Consider the following 22,183-nt stretch of genomic DNA (forward strand, 5'->3'; position numbering starts at 1 on the left):
AACTTAATAAATTTAGTTGTACGATAACCACGACTAATTTTATTAAGTCCAGCAAATGCTGGTAATATATTAAAAAAAGTATTTAATGGTGTTACATTTCCTTTTAAATAATCATAAACTTGATTAATAGTAAAATCAGTTAAAAATTCTACACCAATAGCACTAATACTAGCAATTAAATCACTTGCACCTAATCCAAGTGCTAAATCTTCACTTAAACCACCAGTAAAAGGAGCAAGTGCTACTGCTATAACTTGTACACCAATCATTTCTAAAATTTCTCATCATAAACTTTTATGTTCTTGTTGTTGACTAATTCTAGTATGTTTGGGTTTATTTATTTTTAAGAGTGTGGCTGTATTTGCTGTACCAATAGGCATAATTAATGTCCTTATTATTTAAGAGTTATTTTTATAGGATTTGTTGAACCTTGATAATTTGCATCATTAATATCTGCAGTAATAATTACATATAAATCTCCTGCTTTTTGATTTTGATTACTTACATCAGTTTTGCCTTGTGCATCACTAAAATATTTAATATTTGCATGTACTAAATCTAATGCTGGATTCAAACCAGTAATTTCTCTTGCATTTTTTATTGCTGTATCTAGTAATTGATTTTTTCTATTCGTATTAGCAGTAATATCAGTTGTTAAAATTGTAAGTTTACTACTTAAATCTGTTTTAGTAATAATTCCACATAGCATTCAACGTGATGTTGTTTCTTTTTTTGACATATAAGGAATTAATTGACCTAGTACTTCACCACCAACTTTATATGCTCTACCAAGTTTGCCATCAGCAATTTCTTGAACATAAACAATTGTTTGTTGTAACATATATCTTTTCATTGCTCTTGATGTTGCTAAAATAAAAGGTATAATTTGTTTTTTATTTTCACTATCAGTAAATGTCATATAATCATCCATTACAATTTGACATAATACACCTTTTATATATAAATCATTACCATTTAATCTTAGTTGTTGAGCAATTTGGTTATCTGTAATTAAACCTTTATTATTAGCCAAATAAACAATAGTATCATAAAGATTATTTGTAATAAAGAAACGACAATTTGCACTATTTCTTAATTGAAATAAAGTATTTCAAGCAGATAACATTGCCTGTATATGCCCTGTTGGTGATGTGTCACTAATTATTACTTTAGTTCCGTTATCGCTAATTACTTGTATATCATCAGTTGCTAATTTATCTGCTAAATCATTAGCGACTTCATATTGCATACTTTCTAATAAATTTTGTCCATTTTCAGCATTTAAGTCAATTGCTGCAATAGTTTCACCAGCAACATATAATTTTTCAATTATTTTTGGAATAGTATCAGTTTGTGCATAAGTTACATCTATTCTTTGACTTTTATCATTTCATGCAATAACTTTAATTGATGGGTCTTTTGGAACTTTAATAATAAATTCTATTTTAGTAGAATTAACTATTTCAATAGGAAAAAAGTTTGCTCATGGACTATTTGATTGTTTGAAAAATTCAATAAATTCTGGTGCTTCAACTAGTTTTTCTGTATTATTTAAGTTTGTTTGAATATTAATTGCCATTTTTATTTTCCTTTCTGTTATAAATTATTTTTCTTTTTATAATCCAATAAACTACTTTTTATTGAATTCGATTGATTTGTTAATATTGTTTCTTGTTTACCACCTGTATTAATTGGTTCTTTAAATACTGGTTGTTCTTTAATCATTTTTTTAATAGTGTCTTCTACTTTTGAATTTTCTATATTACTTGTTTTAAATTTTAAAAAATCATAAAATTCTTTTTTAACTTGATATTTTTTAAATATATTAAGCATTTCTTTTTCTTTAATTTCTTCATTAAGTTTATTTAACTTATTTTCTAATTCAACAATCTTAGTTTCTTGTTCTTTTTGCAAATCATTATTTTCAGTTAAAGGTTCAGTTGTTTCTTGAACATTAGTTTCATTTTCTAACATTTACATTACACCTTTATTTATTTTCTTTATTAATTTTTTCATTTAATTTTGCTAATTTTTTTTGATGTTTTATTACTTTATTATTTGCTCGAACATGTTTTGGAGTTGTAATAAATCGTTTAAATCAAACAATTAATTCTCTGCAAATTAATGTTCCTACACTTGTTCCAATAATGATTAATTCATGCAATAATTCTTTCATTTCAATATTTTCCTTTCAATTATTTATTTTTTAATTATTCGTCAAATTGACCACCATTAATTCTTTCAACCATTGACTGATAATTACTTATAATAGTTACTAATAAAGAAATTTCTTTATTTAATTGTTCCATCCTTTCTTTATGTATTTTTATTTCGTGATTATAATATTCAATTAATTTTTCTTTATTCATAAATTACTCACCTCCTTTATAAACTGTCATAATATGTAGTTGGTCTATATACTGGTGATATTCTATCTACAACATCATTAATTAATCTTGCATTTTCACTAGTAAATGTTGTTTCTTGCATTTCTTCAACATGATTAGTTGTTTCCATTGGTAGTAAATTATGGATAATTTCAGATGCACCAGCAATAATAGTCGGAACTGCATAAGCATTCATAAAATCATTATTAATACCCATAGCAACACCACTACTAATCAAACAACCACCAGTTGCCATATTTGCTATTTTACGTATAGTTTCAAATTTACTTGGTATTAATTCTGTAATTCCAGCAACCAAATTTGCAATACCATATGAATTTAAAGATATATAAGTATCTCAATCCATTAAAGATTGGTCATTAACATTATTGTTAGTTACTGATAATGTTAATGCTGGTCATGGCGGAGTTTCTGTAGTGGTTGTAGTTGGGGTGATAGGATTTATTGTTTCAGTAAATTTACTATAATTTGCTAAACCAATTGTTCCTAATCCTAATGCTATTTTTTTACTTGAATTTAATAGTTTACTTTTTAAATTTGGCATTTGATTTAAATTTCATATATCAATTCCTAATTTTTTAGAAAATAATAAAGCATTTATACTACCTAATATTGGATTACCAATAAGTTGACCATAGTATGCAGAAGTTCCTATCATACCAAATAATGGACTTGCTCCAGTTCTTATTAATTTTAATAAAGTGTAATTACTTGATTGTACAGTTATGTCATTTGGCATTTTCTTCTACTCCTTCTACTTTCTGTTTAATAAAAACTTCTATTCAACCTTGATAATTAAAGTTATCTCCAACTAAAATTGCAGTATTAGCATGTGGTTGAGAAACAATTAAATATTTAGCAATGACATTGGGATATTTTCATAAAATCAATGCTTTTATATCATTACTATCTGTTAAATCTTTGGGATTTGGTGAAAATATTTCTATTTTATCTTCACCAAATAAATCTTTTAATTTAATCATTATCAAATTCTCCATTTTCAATTCTTTCTTTTAAAGAAAAGACATATTCTGTATAAGTTCTATGTGGATTTTTATCATTTATAATTTCTGGAATGGCAACCCTTTTTAGGACTATTTTTTGGTAGACATTTGTTTTTGATAACTAATTGGAGTTAGGTAGTTTAGAGTACTGTGAATTCTTATGTTGTTATATCAATTGATGTAATCAAATAATTCTAATTTTAATTGGATTAATGATGTAAAATTTTTATCATTAATAAATTCAATTTTGAAAGTTTTAAAAGTTGCTTCAGCAACAGCATTGTCATAAGGACATCCTTTTTTGCTTAAAGATCGAGTTATGTTGAAAGCTAATAAAAGCTTATCAATAGTTTTATTATTGAATTCATTACCGCGATCAGTATGAAATATTTCAATATCTTTTAAACAGTGATTTGATTGCATAAATGCTTGATATACTAATGATGCATCTTTTTTAACTCCAACACTATGTCCAATAATTTCGCGGTTAAATAGGTCGATTAATAGGCAAATATAGTTTCATTTACCATTAACTTGAACATAAGTTAAATCACTAACAATAACTTCATTTTTAATTCTATTATTAAAGTTTCTATTAACAAGATTGGTTATTTGACTATCATTGACTTTATTATGATAATTTTTGAATGATAATTTAGTGTATTTTGATATTAAATTATGCTTATTCATAATTTCTTTAATTTTTCTGCGTGATAAATAAATTTCTTGGTTTGCTAGTATGACTTTTAATCTTCTAGTACCATAAACTTCTTTATTTTCTTTAAAAGCACTAATAACAGCTTGTTCATAAATATTATTTTGAATTTTATTTTTTTTCTTTAAATTAAAATAATATGTTGATTTAGAGAGTTTTAAAAAATGACACATTGTGCGAATTTTATATTTAGATTTATTATTTGCAATAATCTCTACTTTCTGCCTATTATTAGTGCTGCTTGCTTTAAAATATCAATTTTCATTCGTAACTGTTTTAATTCTTTATTTGCTTGAATTAATTGTTTTTCTAAATCTGAAAGATTATCTTTAGTTTTAAAACTACCTGAATTAGTAAATTGCTTAATTCAATTGTAAGTAGCTGCTCTTGTAACATTGTATTCTTTAACAAGGCAAGATACTGATTTGCCACTTTGATATAAAGCTACTATTTGTTTTTTAAATTCATCTGAATATGAGTTAATAGTGACCATAATTATAATTCCTTTCTTTTAACTAATTTGTTCACTTGTCTATGTAATTAGTGTCCAATAAAGTGTAACCCATCCATTTCATCGATATCTAAAATTAATTTTTCTTTATATTCATTAATATATTTTTGGACAATTTTTCTTCTTATATTTTCAACTTTTATCATATGTTTATCACAAAAATATCTTACTTGAACATTATCTTTATCTAATTTTGTTGGTAAATTATTACAATTTGTTATATGTTTACCAAGTTCATTAACTTCACTAAAACAACATGGTATATTTTCTTTATTGATTATCAATGTCTCCTAAATTTCTTCAACTTCTTCTATTTCATTTATTAACTGATTCTAATCAACAACTATTACAGGTATTGGATAAAAAGTTTTCTTTTACTTTATTGCACATAGAACATTTATCTTCATATTTCATATTATTTCTCCTTATTTTTAATTTGATTAGCAATTTCACTTAATATTTTTAATACTTTATATTCATTTTTTAATTCTTTACTAATAAATATTAAAAATATTATTAGTGTTATGCTTGTTATTAATATTGGTATTATTAATAAAATTTTTCATAATATCATTTTTTACTCTTTTCATTTTTTAAATCATTTAACATTTATTGAACAAAATGCACGATTTTTAGGAATATTTAAAGTGTTAAAAATTTGACCAGTTACAATAATTTCATCGTTTTTGTTTAATAAAATACAGCGTCTATAAAATTTTGGGTTGTTAAAAATTAAAGTAACATAGTTTAATCCATTTCATTGACCTCGAACACTATAATATAATTCTTTATTACCTTTTTCGTAATATTTTGTTTCAATAGTGTTACTCAGTTTTACTGTTAATTTGACATAATTGGCTTTCTCTTTCATTTTTATAATTCCTTAAATAATATTTAATATGCTTATATGCATCTTGTTCATGTTTTGTTAATTTTATATTTCCTTTATAATTTTCTATTTTGTTTTTATTTTTTGGTTCACTTTCTAAATAATCTCAATTCATAACATCTTCTGCTAATACTATTAAAGCACCAATAATTTTAGGAGTTGCTAATGGATTTGTTAATAATTGTTTTGAATTTAAAAAGAAATTTTCTACAATAACTAATATTTTTTTATTATCAAAATGTTTTTTAATTAATAAAAAGTATTCTTTAAATAGATTTTTGCTTTTTAAAACTGTTTTAGTTTTAAATGTTTCATTAAAAACAATATTATTAGTTTCATTTGAGTATATAATAATTCCATTACTACCAATACCAGCAGGGTCAATTCCAATAATTAAGTCATATTGCATTAATCAAATTAACCTCTAACAATTGTTTTAATAATTTCTAAATCACAATTACTTCAGCAATATTTACATTCTTCGATAAACTCTTTATGTCCACAAACTAAATTATTTTTTTGTAAACTATCAATTTGTTTGATTAATCCTACTTTATATTCAATAATCTTTTTTTCCATTATGTAAATCATCCCTTTTCAATTATTTTTGCTGTTTGTTTAAGGTATTTAGGTATTTTGTTATAACAACTGTCACATATTAAATAAGGTATTGGTCAATTTTTATATTTAATAGTTTTAGTAGAATTATTAATACATTCTTTTCAAACTTTATCCATACAAACTCTTAATTCACATTTTTTATTTTTATTATTCATAGTTTTTTTCTTTATAAATAAAATATCTTTTCATTATGAGTTGAAATATGTTTATAAGAAGTGACTATATAATTAATTGACAAATCATTATGGTTATATGGATTATTTAGTTTAAAACCTTTTCTGTTTTCTTCTCATGTAACATTATATTTAAAACAAGGATTAGTAATCTTTGTTTTACTATCAGTTATTTCACCAATAAATCAACTATTATGCTGTTCATAAAATGTTAATGGTTCAAGTTTTATATCATTAAGATAATATTCTTTGGGTGTTTCTGGTTTATTAACAGTTATTTTCTGTTCAGAAATATATGGTTCTAATAATTTTGTTAATTCATCACCATTTAATTCTCTTTTAATATTTTCAGAATTAAAAACCCAATATGTGTAATTATTATCAACAATAAAAGAATTATTTTTAATCATTCATTTTGGAAGTGATAATTTATATTCAACATAATCAATAAGAATAGATTGTGGTTTATCTTTAACAATTTGTTCTTTTTTAAATTCTATTTGCATAATAATCCTTTCCTAATATGTCCTGTTGCTTCTAGCATAAAGGACATATATTTTGATTTTTAAATTATTAATAATACTATTATTAGTTTTATTCATTCCAGAAATTCTGGGCTCAAAAATAAATTGTGAAATTTTAAAAAACATTGAGGCATTCGATTCAATATTTATTTAATTTATGTTTAATAAATTAATATTTTAATTGAACCGGCACCGCTCAATTTTTTTTACAAGTTTGAAATTTATTTTCTCGCCCAAAAAAATTTTTCAAAAAAAATAAAAAATAAAACCAACACTTGCTCACTGGGGAGTGGCAAGGTTGGTTAAATAAAGAATAGAATTAATACAATAGGTCCCTACAACAGGTCTATATATACTAGTTTCCAATTCGCTCCCACCCCAAGAATTACCATTAAATGGTTAGTATATTTTATTAGGTATCACTCCACTTTTTATTTATCCATGCAAGTCCACATGTTCTAGCTACTATTTTTAACAACTGTGTTGTAGTTCACTTTTTTAGTTCCCTAACACGTGTTGATAATAGCGTTAAAGAAGATTATTAATTATTAACTTTCTCCTACTTGGTCACTGCGTGTAGTAGATATTTAAAGGATGTTAATAATAAAAATTTTAAAATTTTACAATTACAAAAAAAAGACAAGAATTTTATTCTCGTCTTTTGTCATTTATTTTTAATTCAAGGATTTAAAAAAGAAAGGAGCTATTTTTAAAACTTTTTAGTTATCGACATCTTCGACACGCTCCCAAAATCTTATAAAGTTATTTATAATTAATTATTAAATTAAATAATAAAAAAAGCACAATTGTGCATTTAATTTATGGTGGAGATGGCGGGGATCGAACCCGCGTCCAAAAGTTAACTGACTAACTGTATCTACAGTTTAGTATAATTTAGAAAAATCACTATTTAATAATAAATTATACGAAATTATGAATAGCTAGTTAATGGAAATTCGAAAAAATTTATTAACATCATTTTTTCTAGTTTATCCTTATGATACGTTACTAATATTGATAAACTTGCTATTAGCAACGGTAGTATTTACTTCTTAAGTAATTAAGCAGGTAAAACTGCTTGATTTCCTAAACCAAATCCAAAGTTGTTTAACTTTGTTGTGAATCAGTTAGGTACTACGGTTTTAGTTTGTTTTCCGGTTATGAAACCTCGTAGTATTATGGTCTACCAAACCACTGCCACAATTAGTTGTTCACTCCTGTCGAAACCAGAACATCCCCGTTAATATTATACATTACTTTCTAATATAAAGCAATTTTTGGTTTTCTTAAAAATTACTAATAATTCTTTCAAATTTTCATCATAAATTATAAAATCTAAAAATTAAAATTTGGCAATTTATCAATGCTATTATTAATTCGAGAATTAATAGCAAAATTATCATGAATTATTACTTTTGAAACATTTCATTGTGATAAATTTTGATCAAACGTTATTGCACCAGCAAACATAGAATGATGCATAGTTATTACATTTGAAACATCTCAACCCGAAATATCTTGATTAAATGATGAAGCACTTTGAAACATCTGTTTTGTACTTGTTATTTCTGATGGTAACTGATCTGGTACTTTTTGAATTGTTTTTGGCATTCTGACAACTTGAATTTCTTTTTTCTCATTTTTATAAAATCCAATTTGAATGATTTCAGTAGTTTGGATGGGTTACACTTTATTGGACACTAATTACATAGACAAGTGAACAAATTAGTTAAAAGAAAGGAATTATAATTATGGTCACTATTAACTCATATTCAGATGAATTTAAAAAACAAATAGTAGCTTTATATCAAAGTGGCAAATCAGTATCTTTCCTTGTTAAAGAATACAATGTTACAAGAGCAGCTACTTACAATTGAATTAAGCAATTTACTAATTCAAGTAGTTTTAAAACTAAAGATAATCTTTCAGATTTAGAAAAACAATTAATTCAAGCAAATAAAGAATTAAAACAGTTACGAATGGAAATTGATATTTTAAAGCAAGCAGCACTAATAATAGGCAGAAAGTAGAGATTATTGCAAATAATAAATCTAAATATAAAATTCGCACAATGTGTCATTTTTTAAAACTCTCTAAATCAACATATTATTTTAATTTAAAGAAAAAAAATAAAATTCAAAATAATATTTATGAACAAGCTGTTATTAGTGCTTTTAAAGAAAATAAAGAAGTTTATGGTACTAGAAGATTAAAAGTCATACTAGCAAACCAAGAAATTTATTTATCACGCAGAAAAATTAAAGAAATTATGAATAAGCATAATTTAATATCAAAATACACTAAATTATCATTCAAAAATTATCATAATAAAGTCAATGATAGTCAAATAACCAATCTTGTTAATAGAAACTTTAATAATAGAATTAAAAATGAAGTTATTGTTAGTGATTTAACTTATGTTCAAGTTAATGGTAAATGAAACTATATTTGCCTATTAATCGACCTATTTAATCGCGAAATTATTGGAAATAGTGTTGGAGTTAAAAAAGATGCATCATTAGTATATCAAGCATTTATGCAATCAAATCACTGTTTAAAAGATATTGAAATATTTCATACTGATCGCGGTAATGAATTCAATAATAAAACTATTGATAAACTTTTATTAGCTTTCAACATAACTCGATCTTTAAGCAAAAAAGGATGTCCTTATGACAATGCTGTTGCTGAAGCAACTTTTAAAACTTTCAAAATTGAATTTATTAATGATAAAAATTTTACATCATTAATCCAATTAAAATTAGAATTATTTGATTACATCAATTGATATAACAACATAAGAATTCACAGTACTCTAAACTACCTAACTCCAATTAGTTATCAAAAACAAATGTCTACCAAAAAATAGTCCTAAAAAGGGTTGCCATTCCATTTTTATATCTGATAAGTCTATTTTACTAGTTGTTTGCTCTTCTCCATTACTATCAACGTAAATTGTATCTTGTTGTTGTACTATTGTATATTTATAACGATTTGATTGTCTATTTGAATTTGGTGGTTTAGGTAATAAAATCTTTGGATTAAATTGTGATTTTATTTTTTTTCTTTTTCATTTTCTTCCTCGTTTTTTGCTTCTATATCAGAAGTATACAAAATACCAGCAGTGGCTCCACCAACTAAAGTAGTACCACCAACAATGGCAGTAATAATTTTCTTTTTTTTACTTTTTCAGACATAAAAAACCTCTCTTAAATTCTTAATTTTTTTATAATGGCATGACCATATTTTATATAATTTTATGTAATAAATTATTTAATATGCTTAAATTTTATTTCAATAGTGATTTGTTAAAACATTTTGAAAATATTAAAAAAAATAAAAATCCCACTTCATAATTACATTTTATTTATGGTCTAAAAAATAATCATGAAATAGGTTATTTTATTATTTATTATAATAAATTCAATATTAAATCATATATAAATAGTTTTCTATAAAACCAAGAAATATTTTTATATATTAATATTTTAATTAAAATTTCAGGCTTTATATAAAATTCCTTGAGAACCACCAGCATAAATTGAACCATCTGGACCAACAGTTAATGCAAAAATATGATCATTAGTATTTTTTATTCCAGATAATTCAGAAAATGAATCTTGCTGTGCTAATTTTTTATATACTTTATTTGAATCAATACTAGCATATAAATCATTATTTTTATCTAAGAGTAAACGTTTAATCTCATGATTTGGATTCGTTTCTAAAATTGCATTATACGTTCTATTTTTAATTTTATATACATTGCCAATTCAAGAACCAGCATAAACAATAATTTCATTATCAACTACTAAACTACTTATCTGATTAGCATCTGATCTTTGCTCAAAAATACTAAATTGACCACTAATTCCATCGGTTTTATAAATCTTACCACCATAATTAACACCAGCATAAATTGAACCATCTGGACCAATTGCTAAACTTCTAATATAATCTCCATTTGTCCCAAAAATCAAACTAACATTACCAGTTTGACCAATACTATATACACCAATGTCATTACCAGCATAAACAATACCAGTTGTTTTATTAATTGTTAAGCATGAAATTCAACGTGGTGAATTTTCTGATAATATAATTTTTGAAAAATTATGGATAACATCACTTTTATAAACTGCACCATTATCACTACCAACATAAACATTATCTTCGGCATCAACCACTAAATTTCTAAGAGTTGAACCTCTTTCTATTTCTAACATTAACTCCAATCCCGTTGGTGTAAGCTTATAAACTTTATCTTCTTGTGTCCTAAAAATATTACCTTGTGAATCAACACCCAAATCATAAATATTTTCATCTGCTAATTTTTGAGGAACAAAATTAATAATATTATATTGTAAAGTTACTTCACCTACATAGTTATTCTTACCAATGATCGTAACAGAACTTACACTATATTTTTTAATATCAAAATTTTCAATAGTTAGTAATGCAGCTTTTTTATTTACTTCTTTAATTCCTATTAATAAACTCATTTTAGATGGCATTAGATCTTTTCCACTATTAACTTTTCCCAAATTATATTCAGTAATGATATCAGCTAAGTCAATTGCACTATATTGTTTTTCTAAAATTGTTTTATTTTTAATATTATTATTTTCAAATTTAGTTTTTTGTGAAGTTGTTTTTAAAACATCCTCAGTTAAATTTCCTATGGTTGTTGATAATGTTAAAGCACCTACTGCTGCTAATAATGTTTTCATATTAAAAACCTCCTTTTTATTTTTATAATTAATTTATAGAAACATTAAATTAATTATAAAAATAAAAAATAATTATAAATTAAATTTTAATTTATACATATACAATATGTATAATTAATATTTTAAAACTTTAAAAAGAAACTACAATTATTTTAATAATTAACACTTTAAATATAATATCTAAAAATAAAATTATTTTGTAATTAAAACATGATGCTTTTCTGTCACTCAATAATTTGAAGAAAATAACGTAATAAATATTAAACTAATAACAGTTAATAACGCAATACTATTACCAATATAAAACATTATTTCGTTATTTAAAGTAATTAAATTATAATTAATAAAACTATCGAGTAAATCAACACTACAAGTTAAAATAGCTATACATGATGCATAAATTCCTGTGATAGGCATTAATTGTCGATAATTTCAATCTAAAACCAAACTATATACAACAAAACTACAAATACCAAAAGCAATATTGGATAAAATTTGTGAAATCAAAACTGCGTAAATATTATTAGTTACTAAACTAACCATAATACTTACTATATAAATCCCAAAACCAAAATATAAAGCAATATTAGTACTGAAAAAATAATATAATCATCATCCCAATAAAAAAACACTAATTACTTGTGGCAAAGTAGTAAATAAAGTTTTATAAACATGCCATCTTTGATCAATATTACTTATTCTATAATTAAAAAATTGAGAATTCATTAAATAATAAATTAAATAAATAGTTAATCCAAACATAATTAAAATTATTATTTTTCATTGAGAAAAAGTTTTAATTTTTTTTAAAACTATTTCATTGTGCATACCCATATTTTTTGGATCTTCTCGTAAAAGAAAAGACATGAAAAAAGTCAAAATGAAAAAACACAAAGCAGCAATAATGAAATAACTGATTTTTGAAATTGTAATAGTTGAAATATTAAATGTGAGCATATTAATTGGTATAATAATTAAACTTGCCAATAATCCCGGAACAATAAGTATAGTAAAAGTTAAAAAAGCATGTGATTTTACAAAATATTGTTCATTGAACATTAATTCATGAACTCCCAATGATGCAGTACTCATTCCTAACGCAATATTTAACAAAATCAAAGATCATAAATTTGGTACAATTAAAACTAAACAGCAAGTAACCAAAAGTCAACTATGCATTCATCAAATATACAACTTTCTTTTTTTAAATTTTGCAGTAAAAAAAGTAGCTGGTATAGCAAAAATAATTACAGTAAGCGAAATAATCACTGTAATACTAATTGCTTCAGTTACTAAATTAGTTAATGATAAAACTAAAAAATTATTAATAGCTTTTAAACTATTAATACCAAGATAAAGAAAAAAATAATAACTAATAAATAATCATTGTCACTTATTTATCTTTTGCTTAAAAAGAAAAAATAAATAAAAACTTGTAAATAAACAAAAGATTATTAAGAAAGGTAATCATATTATCATAGTTTTTTCCTTTCTTAATTAAATTATTATTTTTTGATTTGTCTTACTGCATCACGATTTTTAATCGTCTCTCTTTTATCATAATTTTTTTTACCACGAGCCAATGCTATTTCTAACTTTGCTATACTTTTACTATTTAAATATATCATTGTTGGAACAACAGTTAAGTTTTTTTGCTTTTGTTCTTGTTGAATTTTTTTAATTTCACGAGCATTTAAAAGTAATTTTCTTTTTCTTAATGGATCAAGTATATAACTAGTAGTAAATTTATAAGTATTAATGTTCATATTAATAATATAAGCTTCATTATTACTAAAAGTTACATAACTATCCTGTAAAGATACATTACCTAAACGAATTGATTTAATTTCAGAACCAGTCAAAACAATTCCCACTTCTAATTTTTCTAATAATTCATAATTAAAGTACGCTTTTTTATTTTTTGCAATTATTTTCATTGTTTCCACCATTATTTTCATAAACTTTATAATTAGATTATATAATAATAATTTCATAAATACCGAAATACTTACTTAAATTTGTTTTTTATTAAGAACATGCTATAATCTAATGAAGGTTAGATTAATCAATAGTTTTTCTAGCAATGATTAATGTAAAATTAAACATAAAATTAATATTTGTTGTATAGCGACCCAAGAAATAGATTTTATATTTGTTTTACGGGTTTTTGTTAATTTTATATATTAATAAACAACTGAAAGGAGTCTAAGGACATGGCAGGAGAGTTAAATACTAAAGCAACAACAGTAAAAAATAGTCAATTTTATCAAGGCGATTTGGGTTTTGATAAAAATAATAATGATAAAGTAATTATTTATAAAATTTTAACTGGTAAAAAACTTGAGGTTTGTAAAATTATTATTGATGAACAAAATCATATTTTAAAAATTTCTACTAAAACGGAAATTATTAATGAAGATGAATTTGAAATTTACACATTTGCTTTAGAAGCAGATACTGCTGATTTTATCTTAAAACTTATTGCTAAAAATCAAATTAATGCTGAAATTAATTATGCATTTATAAATAATATTGAAGATTCTTATAATATATCTGAATCAGACTCATTAGAAGAAAAAAAGAGAAAAATTAGGAAACTCTTTTAACTATTTATAAATTTCTTCTCAATTATAAACTGAACCATAACACAAAGCTTTAATTTTAAAATCATTGTTATTATTGATAATTTCTAAAATAGTTTGGGCAATAGAAATCCCTGAGGCAACTATATCATCAATAATAATAATGTTTTTTTTATTAAAAAAATTAATATATTTAGGTAATAAATGAATCTTATTAGTAATTTCCATTTGTCTTTCGCTAACTTTTAATTTATTTTCTCAAAATTTACGGTAGTTATCAACTTGGAAAATATTATTAATAAATAATATTTTATAATTTAATTTTTTTTTAATAATTTTAACTAATTCAATTATTACTAATTCTAAACTACTAACTGAAGTAGGTTTTTTTGACATCATAATAAAATAATCTAAATTTTCAAACAAATTAAATTTTTGACCAACTTCAAATAAATTAGTTGCTAATCTTATTACAATATTTTGTTCAATATTTACTTGCTTAATTAAGTTATAATCTTCATTAACTCATAATAAATCCGGATATTGTTTTAAACCTGGTGATTTAAAATAATTATAATAATAGCATTCAATGTTAAGATTGCTTTGTTGAATTAATCTTTTTTGCCCTTGCATTTTCATTTTTTTACTCCATTTTTCTTTTCACTTTTATTTTTTTTAACTTTACCATTTAGTTTTATCTTTTTTCTATATTTAAAATTATTTGCTTTATACATTTTTGATGATTGATTATTATTATTTTTATCACGGTTTTTATTTTGCTGACCATTTTCTTCTAAAATAAAATCAATAGTTCTAGCAACTTTATTTGCACTTTTTACAAGAACACTGACCTTTTGACCAAGAGCATACTGTTTTCGTTTTCTTTCACCAAACAAAATCATTGCTTTTTCATTAAAAATATAATAATCATCAGTCATGTCTGCAATTCTAATTAAACCCTCAATTGTATTATCTAACTCAACAAATAATCCAAAACCAGTTACACTAGAAATTATACCTTCAAATTTATGACCAATAAATTGCATCATGTATTCTGCTTTTTTCATTTGATCTACAGCTCGTTCACACTCTAATGCTTTTAATTCCATATTACTAGATTGCTCAGCAGCTCAATTAGTAAAACTTTGATATTTCTCAATTATTTTAGCATTTATTTCTCTTTTAACTATATATTGACGCAATAAACGATGAACTATTAAATCGGGATAACGTCTAATTGGCGAAGTAAAATGTGTATAATAATCACTAGCAAGTCCAAAATGGCCAATACATTTATTAGTATACTGTGCTTTTTCCATACTTCTTAATAATAAAGTTGATAAAACTTGAAATGTTGGTAATTGTTTTAAAGAATTTAATAATAATTGTAAATCTTTTGAACTAATATTTGTGATTTTTGGATTTAATTTAATACCCATTAATTTCAGAATTGTAACCATTTGATGCATTTTTTTAGAACGAGGATGTTCATGAACACGATAAATAAAAGGTAATTTCATATCAAATACAGTTTTAGCAACTACTTCATTAGCTCTAATCATAAAACTTTCAATTAATTTTTCAGCGATATCACGAGTTCTTAAAATAATATCAGTTACTTCTCCATTATCGTTAATAATTGTTTTTGCTTCATTAATTTCAAAATCAATTACTCCAGCATCTTGTTTAAACTTTCATAAAATTTGGTGCAATTCTTTTGCTTTTAGTAACATTTCTCAAATTTGTGGATGTGTTTTAATAAAATTTGGATTTTTACCATTATATCCATCATTTACTTCCTCATAATTCATTCTTCTTGCTGATTTCATAAATGCCTGATAAATTTTATGTTTTACTGTTAAACCATTCTTATCAATTTCCATATCACAAACCATACATAAACGTTCTACTTGTTCATTTAAAGAACAAATACCATTTGATAACTGCGTTGGTAACATAGGAATAACACGATCTGCTAAGTAAACAGATGTACCACGAGTAAATGCCTCTTCATCTAAAGGACTATTTTCTGTTACATAATGACTAACATCAGCAATAGCTACAATTAAACGATAATTACCATTAACTAGTTTAGTAACACAAATAGCATCATCAAAATCTTTAGCATCTTTACCATCAATTGTAACTAATAACTCTTTAGTCAAATCAATACGACCAATTTTATCTGATTCTAAAACTGTTAATGGCACCTTATCTGTTGCTGTTAATGTTTCAACATCAAATTGTGCTTTAATACCAATTTCATAAATAACAGCTAAAATATCAACACCAGGATCATTAATATTACCCAAGATTTTAGTAATAGTAACATTAAAAATATTTTGTTCAAAATTTTTAATTTTTGCAACAACAATATTATTTTCTAACGCTTTATCGGGGTTTAAAATATTAACTTCATACTGTTGTAACTTTGCATTTTGAATTAATAATGTTTTTACTTTCGTATCTGCATTAACAATAACAGTACCAACAAGAAGATTAGTATCACGTTTAATAATTTTTAATACTACAGCCTCATCATTCTGATTATTAATTTTTACTAACTTACATAATACTTCATCATTATTTAACGCATTATTTATGTTTTTTATATTAACGTAATATTCTTCTTCACTATTTAATAATTTAACAAATCCAAATCCTTTTTTAGTAATTTGAATTTTGCCAATAAATAAATTATTATTTTTTAGCATATAAAATTGTTGTTCTTTATTTTCCAAAATAATTTCACTATTTTTCAATTCTTCTAAATCAGCAATAAGTTCTTGCTGTTGATGATGATTAGTAATATTAAGTTTCACTGTTAAATCAACCGTTGATAAAGGTGTAATACTATTTTGTAACTCATTAATAACCTCTTGCTTCATTTCAATCAATCCCAACTTTATCCTAATTATATAATTAATTATAATCTATCTTTTAAAATTTATAAAAAGGCACATTTTAGTGTACCTTTTTATAAAATAATTATCATTAATTTATAACTCCAATAGTATTAATAATAATTCTTACTATTATTGCCATAGTAAATAACGATATACCTAATACTAAAGTGGCAATAGAAAATAACTTACTTCAACCACGTTCTTTAGTACTAGCAAATAATTCTTGATTACCCCCACTTAAAGCACCAAGTCCATTATGATTTTTTTTACCTTGTAATAAACCTAAAATTACTAATAATATAGCGATAATTAAGGCAATAATTTCAAAAGCAAAAATAATGTTTTGACTCATTTTGTCACTTCCACTTCTTTATAATATTATTAATTTTACACTTAATTTTACTAAAAATAAAAAAAATTTCATAATTATTATTATGACTTATTCCAAAATTAAAATTTTAATTATGAAATAAGCCTAATATGTTATGTTTTATAATTCTTTTATAGGAAAAATTTATTAACTTTATTCTGGTTCAATTTCTAAGTAATTTCCAACAGCATTTGTTACAATCTTTCATCCATGTTGATTTGTCATCATATAAAAAATGTTTATTTCTGAAAAATTATTATACATAACTTTAACTAAATTTTTTAAATTACTATCACTTAAACTATTTGCTAAGGTTCCTATAAATTGCGGAAATTTAGTAATTTCACTTAAAATTTTTTTTTCAAAAAGTTGATAGTTATCTTTATTATCTTGATAAATTTCTGCTAATCTTATTCACATATCATTACTAATACCTAATTTAATTTTGCTTGATTCTGTATATTGTGGAGTGGATGGGTTACACTTTATTGGACACTAATTACATAGACAAGTGAACAAATTAGTTAAAAGAAAGGAATTATAATTATGGTCACTATTAACTCATATTCAGATGAATTTAAAAAACAAATAGTAGCTTTATATCAAAGTGGCAAATCAGTATCTTGCCTTGTTAAAGAATACAATGTTACAAGAGCAGCTACTTACAATTGAATTAAGCAATTTACTAATTCAGGTAGTTTTAAAACTAAAGATAATCTTTCAGATTTAGAAAAACAATTAATTCAAGCAAATAAAGAATTAAAACAGTTACGAATGGAAATTGATATTTTAAAGCAAGCAGCACTAATAATAGGCAGAAAGTAGAGATTATTGCAAATAATAAATCTAAATATAAAATGCGCACAATGTGTCATTTTTTAAAACTCTCTAAATCAACATATTATTTTAATTTAAAGAAAAAAAATAAAATTCAAAATAATATTTATGAACAAGCTGTTATTAGTGCTTTTAAAGAAAATAAAGAAGTTTATGGTACTAGAAGATTAAAAGTCATACTAGCAAACCAAGAAATTTATTTATCACGCAGAAAAATTAAAGAAATTATGAATAAGCATAATTTAATATCAAAATACACTAAATTATCATTCAAAAATTATCATAATAAAGTCAATGATAGTCAAATAACCAATCTTGTTAATAGAAACTTTAATAATAGAATTAAAAATGAAGTTATTGTTAGTGATTTAACTTATGTTCAAGTTAATGGTAAATGAAACTATATTTGCCTATTAATCGACCTATTTAACCGCGAAATTATTGGACATAGTGTTGGAGTTAAAAAAGATGCATCATTAGTATATCAAGCATTTATGCAATCAAATCACTGTTTAAAAGATATTGAAATATTTCATACTGATCGTGGTAATGAATTCAATAATAAAACTATTGATAAACTTTTATTAGCTTTCAACATAACTCGATCTTTAAGCAAAAAAGGATGTTCTTATGACAATGCTGTTGCTGAAGCAACTTTTAAAACTTTCAAAATTGAATTTATTAATGATAAAAATTTTACATCATTAATCCAATTAAAATTAGAATTATTTGATTACATCAATTGATATAACAACATAAGAATTCACAGTACTCTAAACTACCTAACTCCAATTAGTTATCAAAAACAAATGTCTACCAAAAAATAGTCCTAAAAAGGGTTGCCATTCCAATATATTTTGTTAGATATTTAATTATTTTTTTCCGTCATTAATAATTTTTAATTTTGAAAAAATATTTAATTTATTAATAAAATCCTTTCATGTCAAAACTAGTGTTAATTATATAACCAATTGTTTTTAGAATACATTCAGTTTTTTTAAAATTAATGTTCTGGTAAAAAATCTAAGAAACAAGAATAAATTATTCCAAAAACAACATATTAACTATTTTATATATCTTTCAACGATGAAAGTCCATTTTTAAGTAAAAAATATATGTTATAATTTAATAAATAAGTAAAAAATATTATAGTTAGGGTGAGAAAATTGAAAAAAAAAATTGGTATTGTTGCTGATTCCTCTTCAGGATTTTCAATTAAAGATTTAAAAGAAATGAATATTGGATTTTGTCCATTATTAATCACTTTTAGTGATGATACAACTATTACTGATGACCCTAACATTCTAAAGGATGAAGAATTCTATAATAGAATAGTTCATGAAAAACAATCTGCCAAAACTTCGCAAACACCACTTGGTCAAATGAGTATAATTTGAGAAGATGCTTTAACTAAATTTGAAAAGATTATTTTTATTCCTTTATCAAAAGGGTTATCAGGTCAATATAACACTGCTACTATGTTATCAAAAGAATCTAATTTTAAAGATAAAGTTTTTGTTTTTGATAGTAATGGTGTTTCAGTTATTAACTGACTATTAGTTAAAAAAGCATATCAAATGTCACTTAACGAAAAAAATAATGTTAATGATATTATAGAAGCACTAAAATTAATAAGAGATAACTATATAGCATTTATTTTACCTTATGATTTAAATTATTTAGTTCGTGGTGGTAGAATTTCAAAATCAGCAGCAGCCTTAGCTACTATGTTAAAAATAACTCCAATTTTATCTTTTGACGGAACCATTGATAAATTTGATAAAACAAGAACATGAGATAAAGCTATTAAAAATACTCTTAAAGAAATTAATAAAAATAAAAAAATAGAAAGTATTACTCTTTTTTACATTATTCATGCTTTTGCTGAGGCAAAAGAAATAGAAAAAGTTACAAAATTTGTTAAAGATTATGGCATTAAAAACGTCAAAACTATTAATTTAGCAAATGTAATTTGTGCTCATACAGGAATTGGAACCTTCAGTTTTGTTGCTTTTAATTTAGATAAAGATAAATTACCAAAATTATAATAATAAAAAATTCACTTTTATGAGAAACATTTAAAAGTGATTTTTAATAATGGCAGGGGTGGCAGGACTCGAACCCACAACACTCGGATCTGAAGGCCGATGTTCTACCATTGAACTACACCCCTAAAATATTTAATTTAAATAGTACATGTTCAATTTTACGCGAAAGAAGTTTTAAGTTCAATTAAAATTTCATTTTTTTTATTTTTAATTCACATTTATCACAAATTCCATGAATTTCTAACTTATAATGTGAAAAATAAAAATTATTTTTAATCGCTAATTTTTCAATTTTTTCTTCTTGTAATGGTGAAATTTGTTGTTTATCTTCGAAAGAGGCATGAATAATTTTATTACAAAAATTACAAATAATATGAACGGTATTTTCTGATAGTTCATAAATTATTTGTTTTCCTTCAAAAACATTAGCATGAATAATATGTTCTGTCATTAATAAATCAATAGTATTATAAATACTCATAATATTAATATTATCATTACCTTCTTTTGTTAAAAAACTAATAATATCATTAATACTAACATGTTGCTTAAGCGTTAATACTTTAATAACTGCTTTACGAACATCAGTTAAACGATAGTCTTTATCTTTCAACTTTTGGATAATATTTTCAAAATTTTTATTCATACTAATCTCCTGATAAAATATAATATTACTTTTTTTTATTTTCTGCTGATTCTAATCTCTCAATTTCATTTATTAAATCTTGAACTGTTTTTGTTTGTAAATCCAGTAATTTATTATCATCAATTTTTACATGATGCTCTTCTTCTAATTTAAGAACAATCATTACTAATCCAAGAGAGTCAATTTTTACATCTTTAAATTTAGTTTTCGGTGTAATTTTTTCTTTAATCTCTGGATAATCCTCTTTAACAATTTTATGAATTTCACTTAAAATATTCATAAATTCACTCCTAATTTAAATCATTTTTATTAATAGTTATACTTAGTATAACATAGAGCATTAAATTTTATTTGTTATTTTAAAATATCATTCTAAATAATCTAGTTTTAAATTAGTATTATATTCAACTCATACAGCATTATTTAAAATATTAAAATGAAAAATAAAATTATTAATTTTTCATTGTGGAAATGTTTTAATAATTAACTTTAAAAATATGTATTGAAATAAATCTTGATTAAATTGTATTTTATATATAATCTGTGACTGATTTGCTAAGATAGTACTATTTTTATCTAAAATAATTGTAATACTTTCATTTAATTTTTTAATATCAATAGCTTCTACAACTATCTCTGGATTTAAATTTTCTTTTTTATCATCTACGGTCTCTAATTCTACATCATATTCTTTTACCATTTCATTTAAATTTTTATTAGTTGAAAAATTTTTGATAATAAAAAATAATATAATACTTAATGTAATAGTGATAGTAATAATTAAAATGCTAATTTGTAACTTACGTATAAACATTTTATACATTTATTTGACTATGTATTAAATACTTATAATCAATAAAACTAAAGTTATCACTACTATAAAATTTTAATATTTCATTGTAAGTTAAACTAAAATTAGTAGCTGCCACTCAATTTTCACTATTATTTCTTATTAATTTTTTAATAAAAATAGAATGATATGGACCACCAATAATTGGTTCACTACTTTCTTCAATAAATTTTAAATTAATATCATATTTAAAAAAGGTTTGAAAATAAAATGGAATATTTATATTAAAGTGAAAATCTTCAAATCTTGGTAAGTCAAATTGATTTTTTCCTATTTCATCATTCAATACTATTTTATTTACAATGCTATTATAAATAGTGCTATAAAATTAGAAATGTTTAGTAATCTGTGTAACTTACAAAAATAACT

General features: G+C 23.4%; 31 protein-coding genes, 1 tRNA gene and 1 other RNA gene. 4 read left to right on the plus strand and 29 right to left on the minus strand.

Translation table 4 applies throughout. The features are described from left to right. The 17 genes from AAHM95_RS07625 to AAHM95_RS07705 form a co-directional block, all read right to left on the minus strand. Positions 1-380: hypothetical protein (locus AAHM95_RS07625; RefSeq protein ID WP_342274560.1), on the minus strand; the 380-nt coding region annotated here is incomplete at its 3' end. 14 nt (positions 381-394) lie between these two features. Beyond that, positions 395-1,579, minus strand: coding sequence for a hypothetical protein (locus AAHM95_RS07630; protein WP_342273892.1), 1,185 nt, complete (start codon positions 1,577-1,579; stop codon positions 395-397). Between the two features lie 17 nt (positions 1,580-1,596). Then, positions 1,597-1,974 (minus strand): hypothetical protein, encoded by a 378-nt coding sequence (locus AAHM95_RS07635; RefSeq protein WP_338975557.1) that lies wholly within the window; start codon positions 1,972-1,974, stop codon positions 1,597-1,599. A 13-nt stretch (positions 1,975-1,987) separates the two neighbouring features. Next, on the minus strand, positions 1,988-2,176 hold the full coding sequence (locus AAHM95_RS07640) for a hypothetical protein (RefSeq protein WP_338975562.1): 189 nt from the start codon (positions 2,174-2,176) through the stop codon (positions 1,988-1,990). 34 nt (positions 2,177-2,210) lie between these two features. Beyond that, positions 2,211-2,369: a hypothetical protein gene (locus AAHM95_RS07645; RefSeq protein WP_174480523.1), complete on the minus strand. Its 159-nt coding sequence runs from the start codon at positions 2,367-2,369 to the stop codon at positions 2,211-2,213. A gap of 16 nt (positions 2,370-2,385) precedes the next feature. Next, positions 2,386-3,147: a hypothetical protein gene (locus AAHM95_RS07650; protein ID WP_342273891.1), complete on the minus strand. Its 762-nt coding sequence runs from the start codon at positions 3,145-3,147 to the stop codon at positions 2,386-2,388. Then, positions 3,116-3,391: a hypothetical protein gene (locus AAHM95_RS07655; RefSeq protein WP_342273890.1), complete on the minus strand. Its 276-nt coding sequence runs from the start codon at positions 3,389-3,391 to the stop codon at positions 3,116-3,118. The genes AAHM95_RS07650 and AAHM95_RS07655 overlap by 32 nt, the downstream gene beginning before the upstream one ends. 111 nt (positions 3,392-3,502) lie before the next feature. Then, positions 3,503-4,620 (minus strand): IS3 family transposase gene (locus tag AAHM95_RS07660; RefSeq protein WP_342273950.1). Its coding sequence is split into 2 segments (ribosomal slippage): positions 3,503-4,350 and positions 4,350-4,620, totalling 1,119 coding nucleotides; the frame shifts between segments, so codons are not numbered across the junction. A 47-nt stretch (positions 4,621-4,667) separates the two neighbouring features. Next, positions 4,668-4,922 carry a hypothetical protein gene (locus AAHM95_RS07665; RefSeq protein ID WP_342273951.1) on the minus strand — a complete coding sequence of 85 codons (255 nt, stop codon included), beginning with the start codon at positions 4,920-4,922 and terminating at the stop codon, positions 4,668-4,670. Then, complete coding sequence (locus AAHM95_RS07670; RefSeq protein WP_342273888.1) at positions 4,909-5,052, minus strand: hypothetical protein; 144 nt, start codon at positions 5,050-5,052, stop codon at positions 4,909-4,911. The genes AAHM95_RS07665 and AAHM95_RS07670 overlap by 14 nt, the downstream gene beginning before the upstream one ends. A 1-nt stretch (position 5,053) precedes the next feature. Beyond that, positions 5,054-5,212: a hypothetical protein gene (locus AAHM95_RS07675; RefSeq protein ID WP_342273952.1), complete on the minus strand. Its 159-nt coding sequence runs from the start codon at positions 5,210-5,212 to the stop codon at positions 5,054-5,056. A gap of 3 nt (positions 5,213-5,215) precedes the next feature. Beyond that, a complete protein-coding gene (locus AAHM95_RS07680) occupies positions 5,216-5,509 on the minus strand; it encodes a hypothetical protein (RefSeq protein WP_338975222.1) in 294 nt (97 codons plus the stop codon). After that, complete coding sequence (locus tag AAHM95_RS07685; protein WP_338975223.1) at positions 5,463-5,936, minus strand: hypothetical protein; 474 nt, start codon at positions 5,934-5,936, stop codon at positions 5,463-5,465. Before AAHM95_RS07685 ends, AAHM95_RS07680 begins: the two co-directional genes overlap by 47 nt. A gap of 8 nt (positions 5,937-5,944) precedes the next feature. Next, positions 5,945-6,106 (minus strand): hypothetical protein, encoded by a 162-nt coding sequence (locus AAHM95_RS07690; RefSeq protein ID WP_338975224.1) that lies wholly within the window; start codon positions 6,104-6,106, stop codon positions 5,945-5,947. Between the two features lie 208 nt (positions 6,107-6,314). Further along, a complete protein-coding gene (locus tag AAHM95_RS07695) occupies positions 6,315-6,827 on the minus strand; it encodes a hypothetical protein (RefSeq protein ID WP_338979028.1) in 513 nt (170 codons plus the stop codon). Between the two features lie 840 nt (positions 6,828-7,667). After that, positions 7,668-8,084: a transfer-messenger RNA gene (gene ssrA / locus AAHM95_RS07700) on the minus strand. A 96-nt stretch (positions 8,085-8,180) separates the two neighbouring features. After that, entirely contained in the window at positions 8,181-8,456 is a 276-nt protein-coding gene (locus AAHM95_RS07705) for a BspA family leucine-rich repeat surface protein (RefSeq protein ID WP_342274561.1), read from the minus strand. Positions 8,457-8,596: 140 nt separating this feature from the next. Between AAHM95_RS07705 and AAHM95_RS07710 the strand changes: the two genes are divergently transcribed. Continuing rightward, positions 8,597-9,714, plus strand: a protein-coding gene (locus tag AAHM95_RS07710; protein WP_342274562.1) for an IS3 family transposase whose coding sequence is annotated in 2 segments (ribosomal slippage) — positions 8,597-8,867 and positions 8,867-9,714 — 1,119 coding nt in all. Because the reading frame shifts where the segments join, the coding sequence is not laid out codon by codon here. A gap of 619 nt (positions 9,715-10,333) precedes the next feature. Here the strand turns inward: AAHM95_RS07710 and AAHM95_RS07715 are convergent. From AAHM95_RS07715 to smpB, 3 genes are all read right to left on the minus strand, one after another. Further along, positions 10,334-11,575 (minus strand): ligand-binding sensor domain-containing protein, encoded by a 1,242-nt coding sequence (locus tag AAHM95_RS07715; RefSeq protein ID WP_342274563.1) that lies wholly within the window; start codon positions 11,573-11,575, stop codon positions 10,334-10,336. A 192-nt stretch (positions 11,576-11,767) separates the two neighbouring features. After that, positions 11,768-13,054 carry a hypothetical protein gene (locus AAHM95_RS07720; protein ID WP_342274564.1) on the minus strand — a complete coding sequence of 429 codons (1,287 nt, stop codon included), beginning with the start codon at positions 13,052-13,054 and terminating at the stop codon, positions 11,768-11,770. A gap of 26 nt (positions 13,055-13,080) precedes the next feature. Beyond that, positions 13,081-13,512 (minus strand): SsrA-binding protein, encoded by a 432-nt coding sequence (gene smpB, locus AAHM95_RS07725; protein WP_342274565.1) that lies wholly within the window; start codon positions 13,510-13,512, stop codon positions 13,081-13,083. A gap of 276 nt (positions 13,513-13,788) precedes the next feature. Between smpB and AAHM95_RS07730 the strand changes: the two genes are divergently transcribed. Beyond that, on the plus strand, positions 13,789-14,181 hold the full coding sequence (locus tag AAHM95_RS07730; RefSeq protein WP_338974053.1) for a hypothetical protein: 393 nt from the start codon (positions 13,789-13,791) through the stop codon (positions 14,179-14,181). Here AAHM95_RS07730 and AAHM95_RS07735 read toward each other — a convergent pair whose 3' ends face one another. From AAHM95_RS07735 to AAHM95_RS07750, 4 genes are all read right to left on the minus strand, one after another. Beyond that, positions 14,182-14,796: a hypothetical protein gene (locus AAHM95_RS07735; RefSeq protein WP_342274566.1), complete on the minus strand. Its 615-nt coding sequence runs from the start codon at positions 14,794-14,796 to the stop codon at positions 14,182-14,184. After that, positions 14,769-17,045, minus strand: a complete 2,277-nt coding sequence (rnr, locus tag AAHM95_RS07740; RefSeq protein WP_342274567.1) for a ribonuclease R — start codon at positions 17,043-17,045, stop codon at positions 14,769-14,771. The genes AAHM95_RS07735 and rnr overlap by 28 nt, the downstream gene beginning before the upstream one ends. A gap of 106 nt (positions 17,046-17,151) precedes the next feature. Continuing rightward, positions 17,152-17,415 (minus strand): preprotein translocase subunit SecG, encoded by a 264-nt coding sequence (secG, locus tag AAHM95_RS07745; protein WP_338961056.1) that lies wholly within the window; start codon positions 17,413-17,415, stop codon positions 17,152-17,154. 171 nt (positions 17,416-17,586) lie between these two features. Continuing rightward, the gene (locus AAHM95_RS07750; RefSeq protein WP_342274568.1) at positions 17,587-17,853 is read right to left on the minus strand and encodes a hypothetical protein; all 267 of its coding nucleotides are present in this window, start codon (positions 17,851-17,853) and stop codon (positions 17,587-17,589) included. A gap of 126 nt (positions 17,854-17,979) precedes the next feature. Here AAHM95_RS07750 and AAHM95_RS07755 point away from each other — a divergent pair. Continuing rightward, positions 17,980-19,097 (plus strand): IS3 family transposase gene (locus AAHM95_RS07755; protein WP_342274569.1). Its coding sequence is split into 2 segments (ribosomal slippage): positions 17,980-18,250 and positions 18,250-19,097, totalling 1,119 coding nucleotides; the frame shifts between segments, so codons are not numbered across the junction. Between the two features lie 339 nt (positions 19,098-19,436). Beyond that, complete coding sequence (locus tag AAHM95_RS07760) at positions 19,437-20,318, plus strand: DegV family protein (protein WP_338974073.1); 882 nt, start codon at positions 19,437-19,439, stop codon at positions 20,316-20,318. A 50-nt stretch (positions 20,319-20,368) separates the two neighbouring features. On the opposite strand, the gene AAHM95_RS07765 is transcribed toward AAHM95_RS07760, so the two are convergent. The 5 genes from AAHM95_RS07765 to AAHM95_RS07785 form a co-directional block, all read right to left on the minus strand. Next, a tRNA-Trp gene (locus AAHM95_RS07765) sits at positions 20,369-20,443 on the minus strand. A gap of 59 nt (positions 20,444-20,502) precedes the next feature. After that, a complete protein-coding gene (locus AAHM95_RS07770) occupies positions 20,503-20,964 on the minus strand; it encodes a Fur family transcriptional regulator (protein ID WP_342274570.1) in 462 nt (153 codons plus the stop codon). A gap of 25 nt (positions 20,965-20,989) precedes the next feature. Continuing rightward, positions 20,990-21,244: an acyl carrier protein gene (locus tag AAHM95_RS07775; RefSeq protein ID WP_281748951.1), complete on the minus strand. Its 255-nt coding sequence runs from the start codon at positions 21,242-21,244 to the stop codon at positions 20,990-20,992. 60 nt (positions 21,245-21,304) lie between these two features. After that, positions 21,305-21,778, minus strand: a complete 474-nt coding sequence (locus AAHM95_RS07780) for a hypothetical protein (RefSeq protein ID WP_338961065.1) — start codon at positions 21,776-21,778, stop codon at positions 21,305-21,307. A gap of 1 nt (position 21,779) precedes the next feature. Then, positions 21,780-22,100 (minus strand): hypothetical protein, encoded by a 321-nt coding sequence (locus tag AAHM95_RS07785; RefSeq protein ID WP_342274571.1) that lies wholly within the window; start codon positions 22,098-22,100, stop codon positions 21,780-21,782. Positions 22,101-22,183 lie beyond the last annotated feature (83 nt).

It is taken from the genome of Spiroplasma endosymbiont of Phycita roborella (assembly GCF_964031195.1).
Classification (GTDB): domain Bacteria; phylum Bacillota_I; class Bacilli_A; order Mycoplasmatales; family VBWQ01; genus Spiroplasma_E; species Spiroplasma_E ixodetis_A.